The organism is Streptomyces sp. NPDC001922 (assembly GCF_042891165.1).
Taxonomy (GTDB): domain Bacteria; phylum Actinomycetota; class Actinomycetes; order Streptomycetales; family Streptomycetaceae; genus Streptomyces.
This window is the reverse complement of the sequence record NZ_JBIASV010000015.1, coordinates 13104-26125: the sequence shown is the minus strand read 5'-3', so window position 1 is coordinate 26125 and position 13022 is coordinate 13104. Positions and strand designations below refer to the sequence as shown.

Here is a 13022-nt window from a genome sequence, read left to right as displayed (position 1 = left end):
CAATGCCATCAAGCACCTGTGAGGAGCACCTCCGTGACCGTCACTGCGTCTTCGGCCCCCCGCGCGGCCGAGATCCTGTCCCGGCCCGTCACGCTGAACGGCCTGACCGTCCCGAACCGCATCGCGATGGCGCCGATGACGCGGAAGTTCTCCCCGGGCGGCATCCCCGGTGAGGACGTGCGGTCGTACTACGCCCGTCGCGCCGCCGCGGGTGTGGGCCTGATCGTCACCGAGGGGACCTATGTCGGCCACGAGTCGGCCGGGGAGAGCGACCGTGTGCCGCGGTTCCACGGTGAGGAGCAGCTGGCGGGATGGGCGAAGGTCGCCGAGGCCGTTCACGCGGCGGGCGGCACGATCGTCCCGCAGCTGTGGCACATCGGCATGGTGCGCAAGCAGGGCGATGCGCCCTACGCCGACGCCCCCGCCGTCGGCCCTTCCGGCATCCGCCTCGACGGCACCGAGGGCACGGGCAAGGCGATGACCCGGCACGACCTGGACGACGTCATCGGTGCTTTCGTCGAGGCTGCCGCGGCCGCCGAGCGCATCGGCTTCGACGGCGTCGAACTGCACGGTGCCCACGGCTACCTCCTCGACCAGTTCCTGTGGGCGGGGACCAACCGCCGCACCGATGGCTACGGCGGCGACCCCGTGGCCCGTACGAAGTTCGCGGCTGAGATCGTGGCCGCGGTCCGCGAGACCGTCTCGTCCGACTTCCCGGTGATCTTCCGCTACTCGCAGTGGAAGCAGGAAGCCTACGACGCGAGGCTCGCCCGGACCCCGGACGAGCTGGAGGCCATCCTGACCCCGCTTGCCGCGGCCGGCGTCGACGCCTTCCACGCCTCCACCCGCCGCTACTGGCTCCCGGAGTTCGAGGGCTCGGACCTGAACCTGGCGGGCTGGACCAAGAAGCTCACCGGCCGGCCCACCATCACCGTCGGCTCGATCGGCCTCGACGGCGACTTCCTCCGCGCGTTCGCGGGCGAGGGCGCCGCGGTCGGCAGCATCGACAATCTGCTCGACCGCCTGGAGCGCGACGAGTTCGACCTGGTCGCCGTCGGCCGTGCCCTGCTCCACGACCCGGAGTGGGCGGCGAAGGTCCTGGCGGGCAGGCTCGAGGAGCTGAAGCCGTACGACGCGGCGGCGCTGACGACCCTGAGCTGAGGGTTCTCGCGCAATCCCTGGCGGGCGGGGTGCCGTACAGCGCCATCACGCGGCGAATCCTGGCGATGAATTCCGGGTCGGTGGACGCCTTCGCTGTGGTGGGGCGGCCTTCCAGGAGCTCCTGCCGACGCTCAGGATCCGGCGCCGGGTCTCCCCGCTGATGGCCGGGGCCGCCGCACGCTGGATCGCAGCCTCCGGCCCTCATGCATCGTGACCGGCCGGACGGCATACACCGTCGGTGTCCCACGACACCCCACGAGAGTGTCTTGGGTGCGGTCTGCCGGCCGCCGAGCAGCAGGTCGATCCACCCGGCCAAGGTCTAACGCGTACCGGCGGGCGGGTCGGCGTAGACACCGTTCAGCATGCCGGTGGCCTGCCCGACCTCGATGAGATAGCCGTCCGGGTCGCGCAAGTAGCACCGCAGCTCGGCCTTGCGATCGATGGGGGGCGTGAGGAATTCGGCGCCCTTCGCACTCCACTCCCGGTGACATGCCTCGATGTCGGCGACGCGGAGATTGAGGAAGCTGCTGACCGTGCCCGGGTCGGTGGGCGGGCGCAGGGTGACGTCCGGCTTGTCCGGGGTGGGGCCGCCGCCCGGGTTCATGATGATCCATCCGTTGGCGAGCTTGATGGTGCAGGGGTTCTCCTCGAGCACCACCTCACCGCCGAGAACGTCGGCGTAGAAGGCGCGCGATCGGGCTACGTCGGCCACCGTCAGAAAGTGAGTGAGGAGAAGCCCGGAATCCGGGGCGGGAAAACCGTCACGGTGCATGCATGACCTCCAGGCAAAGCGGATGTTTCCTTCCATAGTGGTGGATAGGTGCGTGGGCACGCATGAACGCGGCCGGGAGAGGAGCCGTACGTGCCGGCCGCCGGGTGTCCGTTGCCCTCGAGCCCGTGCCGGCGGCCCGGGCGGGGGCACGCCGGCACGGGTCAGCGCACGATTCCGATGGTGGTGTGCGCTAACCGGTCCACTGCCCAGGGCTTTTCAGCGAACCGGCGGCTTCCACCATGGGCCAGGGCGTTCCTGCCCACTGAAGGGACCGCCGGCGGTCCGCTCGTAGATGATCGACCGTGAGGTCATCGAACGGCGGATGTCAGTGGTCCTTGAACTGTCGCGGTTCTGCCGATGCCAGGGGAGCGAACGACGGTTGTGAGCGGCTGCCGATCGGCCCGGGCCCGGCGACGGCTCAGGACGTACGGCGCAGCGTCCAGGTGTTGGGGTTGAAGCTCGGGACGGCGGAGTAGCGGCAGCCGCTGCTGTAGTAGGAGCTGGTGATCGACCACCCGGCGGGCGGCCAGGTGGAGGCGCACGCGTTGACCTGCGTACCGACCGGATAGCCGGTGAGGTCCTTGATTTGCTTGGTGTTGGGGCTGAAGCCGGGCCCGCAGCCGCCGCTGTTCCACCACTGGGTGTCGACCCAGCCGGAGGGGGTGAGCGAGCTGTGGCAGATGGTGGCCGTGTCGCCGGGGGCGGCGGTGGCCGAGGCCATGCCGACGGTGGTGACCATGGTGGTGAGGAGTGCGAGAGAGGCGATGCGTCTGCGTATCACGTCGGGTCTCCTTTGCCCGCGCGCTGGTGTCCGCGCCGACGGTGTCGGCATTCGGCCAGGCGCTGGACCATTACTATCCGGCGGCATTCCACGACGGCCAGCCTTCTTTCGGCCGTGCGGCCAGTGGTCCGGCCGGGTTCTCCCGAGGCCACCGGTCGGGCAGGCCGGCATCGGGACGTTCGTCCGCTGAGGGCAACGCGGCCGCCTGGCAGGCATGTGTCTCCGCCGACGGTCCCACCGTGCCGGAAAGCGCGCCGGGCTTGCTGGCGTGCTGCGCGGTGGCTGGCTCCGGGGGAGTCGTCGGGCGTGGTCGGCTGCGTGCACGTGCCGTTCGCCCGGACTCCCGCCCGGCACGCCGTCGAACCGGTCACCGACGAGCGTGTCGGTCCGCCGCTTGCTGGAGGCCGTTGAGGATGAGGTCCAGGCCGGTCTCGAACCCGTCGCCGTAGGTGTATCCGGGACGCATGACGTGAGCGGTCGCGATCTCGGTCAGGTACGGGTACTCGCCGTCGCCGAAACCGCTCATGATGGATTCCGCCAGTTCGGCGGTCTCCTCCGGGGCGCCGAAGGGCAAGGTCTTCTCCAGCAGGGCGAACCCGTAGATGTAGCTGTCGAGGACCGAGACGGCGTGGGCGGTCAGGGCGAGGGAGAACCCGCCCTGACGCAGGCAGCCGAGAACGGCGTCGTGGTGACGCAGGGTGGCGGGGCCCGGTGTGGAGCGTGACTCCATCAGCCCGATGGCCCAGTCGTGGCGGGAGAGCGCATGGCGCAGGGAGAAGGCCCTCTGCCGCATCGCCTGTCTCCAGCGATCGGCTCCGACGTGACCGGTTTCGCGCCCGGTGACGAGGTCTACGGCACGGCCGCGGCGGCATTCGCCGACTGCGCCGCCGCCCGTCCCGACCGAATCGCCCCCAAGCCGGCCGGACTCACCTTCGAGGAGGCGGCGACGGTCCCCGTCAGTGCGCTCACCTCGCTGCAGGCGGTCCGCGACAAGGGCAGAGTCCGGGAGGGCCAGGACGTCCTGATCACGGGTGCGGCCGGCGGCGTGGGCACCTTCGCCGTCCAGCTCGCCCACGCCTTCGGCGCCCGGGTGACGGCTGTTGCGAGCACACCCAAGGTCGACGCCGTACGGACGTTGGGCGCCGACCACGTGATCGACTACACCCGCCAGGACTTCCTCGCCGCCCCGCGACGCTACGACGTCATCATCGACATCGCGGGCAACCACGGCCTGCGGGAACTGCGCCGCGCCCTCACACCCCGCGGCAGGCTGGTCATCACCGGCGGCGAGACGAACGGCGTCTGGCTCGGCGGCACCGACCGGCAGCTCCGCGCGCACTGCTGTCCCCGTTCACCGGCCGGCACCTGGGCGCCTTCATATCCTCCGAGCACGCCGACGGGCTGCGTGACCTGACGTCCCTCATCGACGCGGGCATGCTCAGCCCGGTCGTGGACCGCGTCTACCCGCTCACCGAGACCGCCGCGGCCGTCCGGCGCCTCCTCGACGGCCGTGTCACGGGCAAGCTGGCGCTCACGGTGCCCGCCGGGTGACGACGCGGACCGATGTCAACAGCACGCCCACGTGCGCCACTTGCACGACCACCGCCGGGACCGCGATGGCACCGGGGGAGCGGGGAAGGCCGGCCGGGGTGGTGCGCCGACGCGCTGTCAGCCACCGAAGGCCGCGGCGTTCTCCCGTACCCACTGGGCGAAGGTGCGCGGTGGCTTGCCGGTGACGTTCTGCACCGTGGGAAGCGGTGTACGGCCCGCCTCCGGTGGGTTGGTGCGCATGGTGATGAAGAACTCGACGTCCTCCTCCGAGTAGCCGCTTTCGCGCCATTGGGCGACGATCTCGTCCCGGGGCAGCTCGATGTACCGCACTGCGCGGCCCAGTTCCTCGGAGATCACCCGGACTTTCTCCGGCGGGGTCAGAGCTTCGGGGCCGGTGAGCCAGTACTCCTGGCCGGCATGCCCGTCGGAGGTCAGTGCGACCGCGGCGACCGCAGCGATGTCGGCATCGTGGATCATCGCGCTCCTGGTCTCGGGGAAGGCCTCGCGGACGGCGCCCTCGGTCCTCACGGACTCCGACCATTCCAGGGTGTTGGACATGAACTCCACTGGCGACAGGTGCGTCCAGTCCACCCCACTGGCCTCCACGGCCCGTTCCAGCGGGCTCTTGTCCAGGTCCCCTTTGAGTACGGTCACCCTGCGGACCCCGGCCATCTCGGCCAGGTCCATGAGCTCTTCGCCGTTGGTCAGGGGCGAGAAATCCGCCCCGTCGTAAGTGATCAGGTGAGCGGCCGTGACGCCGGAGAGGGCCGCGGCCAGGCCGGCGGTGTCCGTCAGATTGCCGGCGACGACCTCCGCAGCGGCGGGGAGGTCCGCCTTCGCCGGGTCACGGGTGAGGGCGCGGACCTGGTGGCCGGCCTCCAACAGCTGTTCCACCAGCGGGCGTCCCACGTTTCCGGTGGCGCCGGCGACAAGAATGGTCATGGAATCTCCTTCCGTCATGACAACGACGGTAGGAACAATCGCGGTCATGTCCTGTCCGCGATCACGGGCACACTGCTTCCATGCTGGAAACCTCGGCCCGACTGCTCCGCCTGCTGGCGTTGCTGCAGGCCCGTCGTGCATGGCCGGGCAAGGACCTCGCCGACCGCCTCGGTGTGAGCCCGAGGACGGTACGGCGGGACATCGACAAGCTCAGACTGCTGGGCTACCCGGTCCACGCGGTCGGCGGTGTCGGCGGCGGCTACGAGCTCGCTGCCGGTGCCTCTCTGCCCCCGCTGCTCCTCGACGACGAAGAGGCGGTCGCGGTGGCGGTCGGGCTGCGGACGGCGGCGGGCGGCGCCGTCACCGGAATGGCCGAGACGTCTGTACGCGCCCTGGCCAAGCTCGACGGGGTGTTGCCCTCGCGACTGCGCCACCAGGTGAACACTCTCAGCTCCGCACTGATTACCGTGCCGATGCCCGGCCCGACCGTCGCCCCCTGCACGCTCACCGCGATCGCTGCCACGGTCCGCGACAAGGAACGGCTGCGCTTTGACTACGTCTCCTACGGCGGCACCGAGAGCGTCCGGGACACCGAACCGTACCGGCTGGTCCACAACGGCCGCCGCTGGTACCTCTTCGCGTGGGACACCCGGAAGGAGGACTGGCGACGGTTCCGCGTCGACCGGATGACCCTGCGCATCCCCACCGGGCCGCGGTTCACCCCGAGGCCGCTGCCCGCTGAGGACTTGACGGACTACTTCGCCAAGGGCCTCGCCACGGACCCGTACCGTTATCGGGCGGTGCTCACCATGCACGGCTCGGCCGCGGAGGTGGCCGGCGAGGTGCCGCCCACGCTCGGCGTCGTGGAACCCGTCGATGACGACACCTGCCTGCTGCGTATCGGATCGGACAGTCTCGACCACCTCGCGGTGTGGGTGGCGGCCTTCGGCTTCGAGTTCGAGGTGCACGAGCCGGTCGAACTGATCGACCATCTGCGGACGCTGACGGGCCGGCTCCGGCGGGCGGCCTGGCCGGAAGAGGCTTTGCGGTGACGACCGCCGACGCATCCGGCCGTCCGCAGGTCCAGCAGTGCGACCGAGGGGACCGCGGCTGTTCACCCGCGCGGCGCCGACCGGTAGCCCACCCCGATTCCGCCCCCGCGCGAGCACGCGGGTTGTGTGCTCATCCGCCCAGGGCGTTCGCCAGGCGTGTGAGGGCGGGCATGGCTGCGGTGAGTGTGTCGCGGTCGCCGGGGGGAAGCGTGTCCATGGCCTGTTCCAGTGTCTCCCGGCTGGCCCGGTCGTAGCGTTCGAGCAGTTCCAGCGCGTGCGGGGTCACGGACAGGTCCACTGCCCGGAGGTCCGTCGTGGAGGAGTGACGTTCCACGAGTCCTGCCGCTGCCATCGTCCGCACCAGATTGCTGACCGTCGAGGGGGAGATGCGAAGCCTCTCGGCCACGGCCCGGGTGCCCAGCGGGCCGTCGGCGGACAGGACCCGCAGCATCTCGATCTGGGCGTCGGGGAGGTCGGGGAGGCCTTCGGCGGCGCGGGTCGAGCGCAGTACGGCTCGGCGCAGGGGGCCGAGGAGGCGGCTGAGGTCGGCTGCAGTGTCCACGGCGCCATTGTGACAGCAGAGTAATTTTGCTTCAAAGTAGTTTTGTTGCAAACTGAAGTGGCCGGGCGCTGTGAGACGCCATACACCGCACAAGGAGAGCCAGGCCATGACGACCGTCGCGAACCCCGTCCCCGAGCAGGACCTCTCGGGCCTCACCGGGAAGCACTTCATTTACACCTATGCCAACGGCTGGCAGTACGAGATGTACGTGAAGAACGCCCGGACGATCGACTACCGGATCCACACCGGCATGGTCGGCGGCCGGTGGGTGAAAGACCAGGCCGTTGACCTCGTCCGCCTCGACTCGGACGATTACAAGATCTCCTGGACCGAGCCCACCGGCACCTCGGTCAGCGTCAACGTGCTTCCCGCCAGGCGCCGGATCCACGGCGTGATCTTCTTCCCTCACTGGGTGCACCAGCACCCCGAGCGCACCGTCTGCTTCCAGAACGACCACCTGGACCGGATGGCCGAGTACCGCGACCAGGGCCCGTCATACCCGATCCGCGTCGTCCCCGAGTTCGCAGAAATCACCTTCCTCGAGGACTGCGGCGAGAACGACGAAGGCGTCATCGCCACGGCCCCGGCCGGCCTGCCGCAGGGCTACGCCGACCGCGTCAACTGACCGGCCCCGCGCTCCCGCTCACCGCTCTCGTCCGCAGAGCGACCGTTGTCCGATGCGGCACCGGCTCGTGCTGCGAGACGGTGTCTGCCGGGTGTGTCCCGGCGCTGATGAATCGCGTCCCTGTGGGCCTCCGGGCGCCTTGAGGAGGTGTCTCACAGGTGGTGGACCTGGGTGGATCCATCCACCCAGGTCCAGTTCACTGGGTTGTACTGCTTCTTCAGTGCGGTACGCCCCTTCCTGTAGCCGTTTTCCTGTAGCCGTTCAGGGCGTTCTCCACGGCGGCCGCCAGGCCGGCGAGGGTCTTCCAGTACCGGTACCCGGAGCAGGTGTGGGTGGTTCTTGGGCTGGTGGGTGGCTGGCTGGTGTGGCCTGCCCCTGTGGGTGTGGGGTCCCTGGGGGTTGGTTGGGTTGGCTTTTTCAGGGTGGGGTGATGGTGAGTTGGATGCCGAGGGCGATGAGTGTGGTGCCGGTGATCCGGTCGAGTGTTGCCGGGTGTGGGCGGTGTCGGAGTCTGCGGCTTGCCCGGATGATCAGGTGGCTGACGGTGGGGTACCAGGTCATGAGTACGAGGGTGTGGGTGGTGAGTAGTACGGCGGCCGCCGGGACGGCCGGGTCGTGGGGTCCGATGAACTGAGGGAAGACGGTGGTGTAGAAGATCCCTACTTTCGGGTTGAGGAGGTCGCCGGCCAGGCCGCGGCGGAATCCGCTGGATACGGAGAGTCCGTTCGTGTCGGGGGTGGTCCCGTTGGCCGTGGCATGGCGGCGAGCCGGGAGGAGGGCCTGTACGCCGAGCCAGATCAGGTAGGCCGCACCGGCCAGCCGGAGTGCGTTGTAGGCCGTGGGTGAGGTTGCCAGCAGTGTGGCGAGGCCCAGTACTGAGCCTGCGGCCCAGCAGACTTTGCCGAGCGTGAGCCCGGCTGCGGCGGCGACAGCGGCGCGCTGGCCGCCCTGGCGTGCGCAGCGGAGCACGACTGTGAGGTTGGCGCCCGGAGTAGCCGCGAGGATCAGGCACAGCACGGTGAAGGATCCCAGCTCTGCCCAGCTGATCCCTAGCACGGCGGTTCACCGTCACCGGCCGTCCGTGTGTCCGCTGCCACGGTCCCGCCGGGTGAGGTCCCGGCCGGCGGCGCCGGGCGGCGCTCGAGTGCCTCGCAGGCCGACAGCGCGCGGATGCTGTGGCCGTCGCGGTGCTGGTGGCCTGCGAGGCCCGGCGGCGACGGCTGCCCGAACAGGGTGGGGGCGAGGTGTGGAGTCATGCCGCGAGCGTGATGCAATGAGTTTATGCATTTCAACGCTTACGGCGGCAATGCGGCTCTGCTGGCGGCGGCCCTGGCCAATCTCGATGACTCATGTGACGCCCGCACGGTCGAGATCTTGCTGGCCGAGCATCGGGTGGCGCGCGCCGCCCTGACCGAGGCGCAGCTCGAGGAGCTGCGGGCATGGTGTCTGCCTCTGTGGGAGGCGTTCGCGGCCCCCACCACGCGGGAGCAGGTCATTGCCGTCAATCGGCTGCTGGCCGACGCGGCGGCCGGCCCGTACGTCTCCACGCATGACGGCCAGGCGCCGCATCTGCACTACGCCGACGAGGACGCCGATGTCGTCACGCGGGTCCGGGCGGCCACCGCCGCCGGCCTTGCCCTGGTGCTCACCGAGACCGATCCCTGTCGCCTCGGCCGGTGTGGGGCACCGGGCTGCCGCATCGTCTTTGTCGATGTGTCCCGTAACGGCCGCCGCGCATACTGCTCACGCCAGTGCGCCACCCGGGTGCACGTGTCCGCGCACCGTGACCGGAAGCGGCAGCGGTGAGACCGTCCGAGCCACCGAGTCCGGCGAACGGTCCGGCCGCCGCAGGCGGATGATCGAGCACGCCATGCCGTGGCCATCCGGCTACCGCGGCCCCCCGCTACAAGCGTCATCCGGCGGCGGTCAGCAGGGCCTCGTGCGAGGCGTCGGCATCGGCGGCGACCGCCGCACACACCTGGCCTCTCCCGGGCCTGCCGCGGCTGTCCGATACAACGAGGTGCTTCGTCCGCCACACTGCGCAGCACCCACCCCCGGACAGCCAGTCCGATACCGACGCCGTATCGATCCCGTTCACGGTCTTGCGGGACGTTGCTGCGCACTCCCCGGGGCGCTGCTGCCGTCATCAACAGCGGCCGGGCGTGGAGAGAGCCGCGGTCCACGACAAGATGCGGGCGGCACGGGCCGGGTCCATTCCGGTGCCCAGACGCCGCTGTCGGGACGGCCGGGATACGCGGCGGTGAGATGACGACGCAGGGCGGCCAGGGAGGGGTGGGGGTTGTCGGTGCGCCAGATCAGCGAGTGGGGGTAGAGCGGGGTCGGGTTCTTGAGGGGGATGCGGCGCAGGCTGTGCCCGGCGGGCCACACCAGGGGAGTCTGTTCGCTGACGAAGGTGGCCAGTGTCGTGGAGCTGGCGATGGTGTCGAGCAGGGGCTCGATGCCGAAGTCCGGGCCGACTGAGTCGATGATGATGCCGAAGGTGGCGGCGAGTTCGTCGTAGTAGGCGGTCCACTCGGCGCCGGGCAGGTTGCCGGGCATCCAGATCCGTCGTCCGGCGAGCTGGGCGGGAGTGAGCGCGGAGGCCTTCGCGAACTCGTGCCGCGGTCCGGTGAACAGGTGCAGTGCTTCGTCGAAGACGGGAGCGGCCTCCACACCGCGGGGGAGTTGCCGGCCCGGCAGGGTCACGGCACGGAACGTCGCGTCGATCGTCCCGTCCCGGACCGCGGCGATGGCCGTGTCGGAGTCGAACAGCGTCAGGACGTCCAGCTCGATCTCGGGGTGGGCGCGGTGGAAGCCGCGCAGCAGTCCTGCCAGGGAGAGCTGGCGGCCGATCACGTCGACGCGCAGTGCCCGATGGCCTGGCCGCACGGACGCGACGGCGCGCTCAGCGGAGTGGAGGAAGGTTCGGGCGTGGGGCAGGAATGCCTGCCCGTCGATGGTGAGCCGCGCTCCGCGGGCGTCACGGGTGAAGAGCTGGACACCGAGCTCCTTCTCCAGCGCGGCAACACGCTTGGACACGGCCTGCGGCGTGATCGACAGACTGGCGGCGGCCTCCTGGAACTGCTCCACATCCACGACGGCGACGAAGGTGCGCACGGCAATGACGTCCATGCAGCTCATCCTATGCAGACAACCAAAGGTTGATCCTGGCCATCAGGATCGTTGCTTGATTCCCGCGCACTCCAATCGCTTTGATGACTTCGTTCAACCACTGGTTGATCAACTGTCGTATCCGGCAGGTGCCATCCCGATTACGGCCCGAGCGCCCCATCGTGAGGAATCGTCATGCCTGATCAAGACCGTCTCTACGTCCGCACGCCCGAGTTCGCGCGGGTAGCCGAGCGAATCGAGTACGTGAACACGCTGACGTCGCGGCTCAACGTCCTGCCCTTCGACGACAAGGCCGCGCGCGCGGCCTTGTTGGCCGAGATCGTCGGCAAGCCGGTCCCCAGCTCAGTAACTGTCTATCCGCCGTTCTACACCCACCACGGGCTCGGCATCGAGTTCGGCGAGCACGTCTTCGTCAACCAGGGCTGCACTTTCATGGACCAGGGCGGCATCCGCCTGGGCGACGGTGTCCTGATCGGTCCGAAGACCAACCTCATCTCCGCCGACCATCCCCTCCCGGCTTCCGAGCGGAGCGAGTTCATCACGATGGCGCCCATCACGATCGAAGCCAACGCCTGGCTCGGCGCCGCGGTCACGGTGCTCCCCGGCGTCACCATCGGACGCGGTGCCGTGGTCGGCGCCGGAGCCGTCGTCACGAGGGATGTTCCTCCCGACACCCTGGTGACCGGACCGGCCGCGTTCGAACGCAAGCGGTGGAACGACTGAGCCTCAAGGCCGGCAGCCCTGGTGAGCTCCGGCGCGCTTCACGAGCCTGTGACGGACCGGATGGAGTGCTGGTTCAATGCCGGCAGCAGGGGACGCCGTATTCCCCGGACGTCGCGCCGCCTACGCAGGCACTGTGATGGTCGTTCGGGGAGCTCATGCTGGTCGTGGGCGGCAGCCTGCGAAGTGGATCGTCCGTCAGCCCGCACTTTCGGAACTGACGGATGACCGGAGGCTCCAGCGCGGGTGCTGGCAGGGGCTGGAGGTCTGGGTACTTCAGCTGCGTCGGTATCTGACTGCCATGGTGTGGAATACCTTCTTCGGTTCCCAGCGCCTCTCGTCGAGCATCCGGACGACGCCGTAGGAGCCAAGGTCCTGCTCCCCGGGCCTGCTGTAACTGGCGAACGTGTACCAGAGCGCGGTATCCACGCCTTCCTCCTCGAAGACGTCCAGCAATTCAGTGAGGTAGCAGGCCTGTTCGTCCTCGTCCGGGACAGCGCCGTGCGGCACCTGCCAGGCCATGCCGCCACGCTCTCCCGCGCCCTGGTACGCGCAGGTTCCGTACTCGGTCACCGCGACGGGCTTGCCGTGGGGGAGGTGCCCGCGCAGTTCGTCCCGGAAACTGTCGGCGTTGTGGGAGGCCCGGTAGGCATCGATGCCGACAAGGTCGAAGACACCCCAGTCGATGAACTCCCAAGGGGCCGAGGCGTAGGTGACCTGCCCGCCGAAGTGCGTACGGACGGTCGCGGCGATCTGGGAGAGGAAGCCGTTGAGGCGTTCTTGCACCGGTCCGAGGGAGGACCACCACTCCATGTCGGCGCCGGCCATGGCACGCAGGCGGTCCCCGTAGGTGTCGCCTGGGAGGAAACCGCTGCAGAACGCGCTGATCTCGCAGCCGGCGACGAACACCACATCGGCGCTGGCCTTCCGTATGGCTTCGGCGCGCTGGGCGCAGTCGGCGAAGAGCGGGAGTAACCGGTCGCGGGGAAGGTCCACGGGAACGGGGGCGAACCAGACCTCAAGGCCCACGTCCGCAGCATGCCGGGCAGCGATGCTCAGCCGTTCAGGCTCTCGTCCGGAGATACGAACGGCGTCGCAGTGGAGATCCCCGGAGATCACTTCCATGTCGTGCCGGACCGTCTCAGGGGTGAAGCTCTTGCGGGAGAGTTCTTCTCCCGGGAGAAATCCGGTGTCGTAGTTGATGCCCCGTGCGCGCACGTCCATGTCCCTTCACCCGACCGTTGCCGTGTTCCAACAAGTCAAAGACGCGCTCGGGGTTCTTGGCCAGAGCGAGGAATGGCTGCCGAGGGTGGCGCTGCATCCGGAAGAACCCAGGGGCGGGCCGGGAAGACGCCGCCGTCACCTCCACCGCCGCCATGCTCACCGGGACCGGGTATGGCACCCCGCTGTCCCCAAGCGCCGAGTCGGACTCGGTTCCTGCGGCCGTCCCTACGGCACCCCCTGCCTCCATGGGAGGACCTCCTCGCACGTCATGAACGGGCCACCGTGGCGGACTGGCGGGGTGAGATCGAAGGCATCGACCTCACCCTCGGCTTCCTGCGGAGCAAGCGACATCGGACCCAACGCTTCCAGCACTACGGGCCTGTGTCACTGCGGCTGCCGGCGGCTCCTCCTCAGCGGAAGCAGGCCAAAGGGCCGTGATCAGCACTGCAGAGGCCGGAAGCGCTGTCCGGTGCAGGGCTTGCCCAGTTGACTGCACCAAC

The 13022-nt window shown here is 69.4% G+C and carries 15 protein-coding genes; 7 read left to right on the top strand and 8 right to left on the bottom strand.

From position 1 onward, the window contains the following. The first annotated feature begins 33 nt into the window (after nt 1-33). Entirely contained in the window at nt 34-1161 is a 1128-nt protein-coding gene (locus ACFYYR_RS26115) for an NADH:flavin oxidoreductase (protein WP_388858276.1), read from the top strand. 319 nt (nt 1162-1480) lie between these two features. On the opposite strand, the gene ACFYYR_RS26110 is transcribed toward ACFYYR_RS26115, so the two are convergent. The 3 genes from ACFYYR_RS26110 to ACFYYR_RS26100 all read right to left on the bottom strand — a co-directional run bounded on the left by ACFYYR_RS26110 (nt 1481) and on the right by ACFYYR_RS26100 (nt 3507). Next, entirely contained in the window at nt 1481-1933 is a 453-nt protein-coding gene (locus ACFYYR_RS26110) for a VOC family protein (RefSeq protein ID WP_388858273.1), read from the bottom strand. Between the two features lie 418 nt (nt 1934-2351). Beyond that, nucleotides 2352-2714, bottom strand: a complete 363-nt coding sequence (locus ACFYYR_RS26105; RefSeq protein WP_388858271.1) for a hypothetical protein — start codon at nt 2712-2714, stop codon at nt 2352-2354. Nucleotides 2715-3081: 367 nt separating this feature from the next. Beyond that, nucleotides 3082-3507: a TetR/AcrR family transcriptional regulator C-terminal domain-containing protein gene (locus ACFYYR_RS26100; RefSeq protein ID WP_388858268.1), complete on the bottom strand. Its 426-nt coding sequence runs from the start codon at nt 3505-3507 to the stop codon at nt 3082-3084. A gap of 27 nt (nt 3508-3534) precedes the next feature. Between ACFYYR_RS26100 and ACFYYR_RS26095 the strand changes: the two genes are divergently transcribed. Together ACFYYR_RS26095 and ACFYYR_RS26090 are read left to right on the top strand one after the other, a co-directional pair. Next, on the top strand, nt 3535-4128 hold the full coding sequence (locus ACFYYR_RS26095; protein WP_388858265.1) for an NAD(P)-dependent alcohol dehydrogenase: 594 nt from the start codon (nt 3535-3537) through the stop codon (nt 4126-4128). After that, a complete protein-coding gene (locus tag ACFYYR_RS26090) occupies nt 4017-4265 on the top strand; it encodes a zinc-binding dehydrogenase (RefSeq protein WP_388858724.1) in 249 nt (82 codons plus the stop codon). Before ACFYYR_RS26095 ends, ACFYYR_RS26090 begins: the two co-directional genes overlap by 112 nt. 117 nt (nt 4266-4382) lie before the next feature. Here the strand turns inward: ACFYYR_RS26090 and ACFYYR_RS26085 are convergent, their stop codons facing one another. Beyond that, nucleotides 4383-5207 carry an SDR family oxidoreductase gene (locus ACFYYR_RS26085; protein WP_388858262.1) on the bottom strand — a complete coding sequence of 275 codons (825 nt, stop codon included), beginning with the start codon at nt 5205-5207 and terminating at the stop codon, nt 4383-4385. 80 nt (nt 5208-5287) lie between these two features. Here ACFYYR_RS26085 and ACFYYR_RS26080 point away from each other — a divergent pair, with 80 nt between their 5' ends. Next, nucleotides 5288-6259, top strand: coding sequence for a helix-turn-helix transcriptional regulator (locus tag ACFYYR_RS26080; protein WP_388858259.1), 972 nt, complete (start codon nt 5288-5290; stop codon nt 6257-6259). Nucleotides 6260-6389: 130 nt separating this feature from the next. Here the strand turns inward: ACFYYR_RS26080 and ACFYYR_RS26075 are convergent, their stop codons facing one another. Continuing rightward, nucleotides 6390-6821 (bottom strand): MarR family winged helix-turn-helix transcriptional regulator, encoded by a 432-nt coding sequence (locus tag ACFYYR_RS26075; protein WP_388858256.1) that lies wholly within the window; start codon nt 6819-6821, stop codon nt 6390-6392. A gap of 106 nt (nt 6822-6927) precedes the next feature. Here ACFYYR_RS26075 and ACFYYR_RS26070 point away from each other — a divergent pair, with 106 nt between their 5' ends. Beyond that, nucleotides 6928-7446, top strand: a complete 519-nt coding sequence (locus tag ACFYYR_RS26070) for a phenolic acid decarboxylase (protein ID WP_388858253.1) — start codon at nt 6928-6930, stop codon at nt 7444-7446. A gap of 417 nt (nt 7447-7863) precedes the next feature. Here the strand turns inward: ACFYYR_RS26070 and ACFYYR_RS26065 are convergent, their stop codons facing one another. Then, complete coding sequence (locus ACFYYR_RS26065; protein ID WP_388858250.1) at nt 7864-8502, bottom strand: LysE family translocator; 639 nt, start codon at nt 8500-8502, stop codon at nt 7864-7866. 225 nt (nt 8503-8727) lie between these two features. Here ACFYYR_RS26065 and ACFYYR_RS26060 point away from each other — a divergent pair, with 225 nt between their 5' ends. After that, nucleotides 8728-9252, top strand: a complete 525-nt coding sequence (locus ACFYYR_RS26060; protein ID WP_388858247.1) for a CGNR zinc finger domain-containing protein — start codon at nt 8728-8730, stop codon at nt 9250-9252. Nucleotides 9253-9540: 288 nt separating this feature from the next. Here ACFYYR_RS26060 and ACFYYR_RS26055 read toward each other — a convergent pair whose 3' ends face one another. Beyond that, nucleotides 9541-10578: a LysR family transcriptional regulator gene (locus tag ACFYYR_RS26055; protein WP_388858244.1), complete on the bottom strand. Its 1038-nt coding sequence runs from the start codon at nt 10576-10578 to the stop codon at nt 9541-9543. A gap of 174 nt (nt 10579-10752) precedes the next feature. Here ACFYYR_RS26055 and ACFYYR_RS26050 point away from each other — a divergent pair, with 174 nt between their 5' ends. Continuing rightward, nucleotides 10753-11301, top strand: a complete 549-nt coding sequence (locus tag ACFYYR_RS26050; RefSeq protein ID WP_388858241.1) for a DapH/DapD/GlmU-related protein — start codon at nt 10753-10755, stop codon at nt 11299-11301. 273 nt (nt 11302-11574) lie between these two features. Here ACFYYR_RS26050 and ACFYYR_RS26045 read toward each other — a convergent pair whose 3' ends face one another. After that, complete coding sequence (locus tag ACFYYR_RS26045) at nt 11575-12522, bottom strand: hypothetical protein (RefSeq protein WP_388858238.1); 948 nt, start codon at nt 12520-12522, stop codon at nt 11575-11577. Between the last annotated feature and the right edge of the window lie 500 nt (nt 12523-13022).

Bases quoted from the DNA above. Each gene is read 5' to 3' on its own strand.
- ACFYYR_RS26110 (WP_388858273.1), bottom strand. From the start codon at position 1,933: ATGCACCGTGACGGTTTTCCCGCCCCGGATTCCGGGCTTCTCCTCACT.
- ACFYYR_RS26100 (WP_388858268.1), bottom strand. From the start codon at position 3,507: ATGCGGCAGAGGGCCTTCTCCCTGCGCCATGCGCTCTCCCGCCACGAC.
- ACFYYR_RS26085 (WP_388858262.1), bottom strand. From the start codon at position 5,207: ATGACCATTCTTGTCGCCGGCGCCACCGGAAACGTGGGACGCCCGCTG.
- ACFYYR_RS26080 (WP_388858259.1), top strand. From the start codon at position 5,288: ATGCTGGAAACCTCGGCCCGACTGCTCCGCCTGCTGGCGTTGCTGCAG.
- ACFYYR_RS26070 (WP_388858253.1), top strand. From the start codon at position 6,928: ATGACGACCGTCGCGAACCCCGTCCCCGAGCAGGACCTCTCGGGCCTC.
- ACFYYR_RS26060 (WP_388858247.1), top strand. From the start codon at position 8,728: ATGCATTTCAACGCTTACGGCGGCAATGCGGCTCTGCTGGCGGCGGCC.
- ACFYYR_RS26055 (WP_388858244.1), bottom strand. From the start codon at position 10,578: ATGGACGTCATTGCCGTGCGCACCTTCGTCGCCGTCGTGGATGTGGAG.
- ACFYYR_RS26050 (WP_388858241.1), top strand. From the start codon at position 10,753: ATGCCTGATCAAGACCGTCTCTACGTCCGCACGCCCGAGTTCGCGCGG.
- ACFYYR_RS26045 (WP_388858238.1), bottom strand. From the start codon at position 12,522: ATGGACGTGCGCGCACGGGGCATCAACTACGACACCGGATTTCTCCCG.